This window comes from Azospirillum sp. B506, assembly GCF_000333595.1.
Classification (GTDB): Bacteria; Pseudomonadota; Alphaproteobacteria; order Azospirillales; family Azospirillaceae; genus Azospirillum.
In genome coordinates, this window is record NZ_BADK01000153.1 from 1 (window position 1) to 3,715 (window position 3,715).

At 66.1% G+C, this 3,715-nt stretch carries 3 protein-coding genes and 1 rRNA gene; 3 read left to right on the forward strand and 1 reads right to left on the reverse strand.

Annotated features, from left to right (window positions below):
- From I71_RS05500 to I71_RS05510, 3 genes are all read left to right on the forward strand, one after another.
- Window positions 1-1,073 (forward strand): asparagine synthase C-terminal domain-containing protein (locus tag I71_RS05500; protein ID WP_042691954.1); only part of this gene is annotated, 1,073 nt, incomplete at its 5' end.
- A 50-nt stretch (window positions 1,074-1,123) separates the two neighbouring features.
- Complete coding sequence (gene nadE, locus I71_RS05505) at window positions 1,124-2,128, forward strand: NAD(+) synthase (protein ID WP_042691957.1); 1,005 nt, start codon at window positions 1,124-1,126, stop codon at window positions 2,126-2,128.
- Entirely contained in the window at window positions 2,125-3,231 is a 1,107-nt protein-coding gene (locus tag I71_RS05510) for a GNAT family N-acetyltransferase (protein ID WP_042691960.1), read from the forward strand. Before nadE ends, I71_RS05510 begins: the two co-directional genes overlap by 4 nt.
- Before the next feature lie 180 nt (window positions 3,232-3,411).
- Here the strand turns inward: I71_RS05510 and I71_RS05515 are convergent.
- A 23S ribosomal RNA gene (locus I71_RS05515) occupies window positions 3,412-3,715 on the reverse strand; the annotation flags it as partial.

Here is a 3,715-nt window from a genome sequence, read left to right on the forward strand (position 1 = left end):
CCGCAGGAATCCAGGCGGCTCTGCCAGAGGTCATCCGACACGGTGAAACGCCGCTGGTCCGCACAGCCCCCGCCCCGCTGTTCCTGCTGTCGCGTCTGGTGCGTGAAAGCGGCATCCGCGTCGTGCTGTCGGGCGAAGGGGCCGACGAGTGGCTGGCCGGCTACGACATCTTCAAGGAGGACAAGGTCCGCCGCTTCTGGGCGCGGCAGCCCGACAGCAAGGCCCGGCCGAAGCTGCTGGGCCGCGTCCATCCCTTCGCCGCCGTCAACGGCCAGAAGGACAGCCCGCTGTGGCAGGCCTTCTTCAAGCGCGGGATGATGGAGACCGGCGAGACCTTCTACGCCCACCGCACCCGCTGGCGGAACACCGCCTGGTCGCAGCGCCTGCTGTCCGCCGATGTCCAGGCGACCGCCGACGATGCCGCCTTCGAGGCGCATGTCGCCGCCCACCTGCCCGACGGCTGGTCGCGCTGGTCGCCGCTCGCCCGCAGCCAATGGGCGGAGATCGCCACCTTCATGACCCCCTATCTGTTGTCGGCCCAGGGCGACCGTGTCGCCATGGCCAACAGCATCGAGGTCCGCTACCCCTTCCTCGACCCGGCGGTGGACGATCTCTGCGCCGCATTGCCCGACCGGGTGAAGATGCTGGGCCTGCGCGACAAGCTGGCCCTGCGCCGCCTGGCAGCCCGTCATCTGCCGGCCGAGATCTTCCAGCGGCCAAAGCAGCCCTACCGCGCGCCGATGACCACCGCCCTGTTCGGGGATGGCGCCCCGGAGTATGTCCGCGACCTCCTATCGCCGGAGGCCCTCGCCCGCTACGGCCTGACCGATGCCGATGCCGTTTCGGCACTGGCCGACAAGGCCCACCGCCAGAATGGCCGCATGGCCGGCGAGCGGGAGGAGATGGCCCTGGTCGGCACGCTGACCCTGCAGATGCTCGCCCACTATGTCCATGACGAGCTTCCCCAGCTTATCCGCAACCAGCGCAATGCCCTGGACCGTGCCGAAATTCATGTGCTGGAGGATCGGGTCGACGATGCCCGAACTGCCATGCCGCAACCGACCGCGGCCTGACCGCCTCGGCTTTTCCGACGATGCATCAACCCCCATCGGGAACCGTGACCATGCTGAACGCCCTCACCTCGTTCGACTCCAAGGCCCTGGATCTGGATTGCGCGGCCGCGGCGCGCGAGATCGAAGACGCCATCCAACGCATCGTCGCCCATGATCTGCGCCGCCAGGGCATCGTGCTCGGCGTGTCCGGCGGCATCGACAGCTCGGTCTGTGCCACCCTCGCCGTCCGCGCGCTGGGGCCGGAGCGCGTGCTGTGCATCCTGATGCCGGAGAAGGAGAATTCGCCGAAGAGCACCCGCCTCGGCACCCTGCTCTGCGAGCATCTCGGCGTCACGCCCGTCATGGAGAACATCACCGGCCCGCTGGAGGCGCTCGGCTGCTACGAGCGGCGCGACAACGCCATCCGCCGGCTGTTCCCGGAATTCGGTCCGGGCTGGAAGCAGAAGATCGGGCTGGCGGGCAACCTGCTGGACGCCGACCGCGTCAACTACTTCTCGCTGACCGTCGAATCGCCGGACGGCGAGCGCCAGACCAGCCGCATGCCGGTGGACGTCTATCTCGACGTGGTCGCCGCCACCAACCTGAAGCAACGCATCCGCAAGACGGTCGAATACACCCATGCCGACCGGCTGAACTACGCGGTGCTCGGCACGCCGAACCGGCTGGAGTATGAACTGGGCTTTTTCGTGCGCGGCGGCGACGGTCTGGCCGACCTCAAGCCGATCGCCCATCTCTACAAGTCGCAAGTCTACCAGATGGCAGCCTATCTCGGCCTGCCGGCGGAGATCCAGGCGCAGTCGCCCAGCACCGACACCTATACGCTGCCGCAGTCGCAGGAGGAATTCTACTATGCCCTGCCCTACGACAAGCTGGACATGGCGCTCTGCGCCTACGGCCGTGGCGCAACCGAGGCAGAAGCGGCGGCAGCGCTGAACCTGACCGTTCCCCAGGTCCACCGCGTCTACAAGGACATCATCGCGAAGCGCCGCACTTCCGCTCGCATCCTGCGCAATGCCCATCTGGTGCAGCCGGTGTCCATCGGGGATGAGGCATGAGCGTCATCGACTGGAAGCAACGTGGCGTCGCCCGGTATGAACCGGGCGACCGCGCCGCTCTGGAGGCATTCCAGCGCGCGCATTTCGGTGCCGAGGCGATCCAGCTCTGTTCCGACCATTTCCAGTGGCTGTTCGAGGAACCGCCGGAACGGGAGCATGAGGGACCGCAGCTCTGGCTGTGCAAGCGCAACGGGGCAGTCGTCGGCCAGCAGGGCGGCATCCCCTTTGCCCTGAAGGTCGGCGACCGCCACCGCCGGGCCTCTTGGGCCATCGACCTGATGGTCGCGCCGGAATGGCGCCTGCGCGGTGTCGGCCCTGCCCTGTCGGAGACCCATTCCGGGGCCAGTGACCTCGCCGTGTCGCTCTCGATGACGGAGGCCGCCTACAAGTCCTACAAGCGCGGCGGCTGGCTCGACCTCGGCAATGTGCCCACATATCTGCGGGTGATCGCCCCTCTGCGCTGCCTGCGCGTCAGCCCCTATGGCGGCGGGCTGGCAAAGCTGGTCGCCAGGGTGGGTAAGCCGGCGCTGGCGCTGGCCTCGATGGGCTACGGCCTCTCGGCAAAGCTGCTCGGCGCCCGGTTGGTGGAGATCGATCGCTTCGACTACCGCGTCGACGACCTCTGGGAGGCGGCGTCGCCGCAGCATTCGGTGATCGCCCGACGTGATTGGTCCTTCCTGAACTGGCGCTTCGACCTCTCCCCCCAGGCCGAACGCTTCCGCCGCTTCTACGTCATGCGCGGAGAGACCGTTCTGGCCTATGTCGTGCTGCGGGTCGACCACTGGAAAGGCGAGCCGGTCGGCGTGGTCTGCGATTATCTGGCCCGGCCGGGCTGGCTGATGGCGGCCTTCTCGCTGACGACCGAACTGGCGCGCCGGGAAGGGATGGTCGCGCTGATGTGTCGGACGCTGAACCTCCAGGCGGCACGGCCGCTGTCGATGATGGGCTTTCTCTGCCTTAAGAACGGCCTGCGCACGCCGACCCGCATGATGGTGCGGCCGGCGCTCGACCAGCCGGAGCTGGCCGGTACGGTGGGGGATCCGAAGAACTGGTTCGTCACCATCGCCGACAGCGACATGGGCTTCAAAGGGTTGGGGGAATAAAGGAATGGAGCCGATCCTCGGAAAGGTCCCTTCCGAAGGACTCATCTCCAAATGCGAAAAGGCCGACTTCCCACAAGGGAGACGGCCTTTTCGCTGATCGGGATAAAGTAGAGTTTCAAGTGACGGGATGCGTCTTCAAATCGTCCATGAAGCGGCTTACCGCTGTGCATGGCGCCCGGTGAGATCAAGCCGATCGAGCGATTAGTAAGGCTTAGCTTCAGACATTGCTGCCCGTCCACATGCCTCCTATCGACGTGATGGTCTGTCACGGCTCTCAAGGGAGCTCTGGTTTAGAGGTGGGTTTCCCGCTTAGATGCTTTCAGCGGTTATCCCGTCCATACTTAGCTACCCGGCCATGCCACTGGCGTGACAACCGGTGCACCAGAGGTATGTCCATCCCGGTCCTCTCGTACTAGGGACAGATCCTCGCAAAACTCCGACACCCACGGCAGATAGGGACCGAACTGTCTCACGACGTTCTAAA

Excerpts from the sequence above, each read along its gene's own strand:
- nadE (WP_042691957.1), top strand. The coding sequence starts at position 1,124 with ATGCTGAACGCCCTCACCTCGTTCGACTCCAAGGCCCTGGATCTGGAT.
- I71_RS05510 (WP_042691960.1), top strand. The coding sequence starts at position 2,125 with ATGAGCGTCATCGACTGGAAGCAACGTGGCGTCGCCCGGTATGAACCG.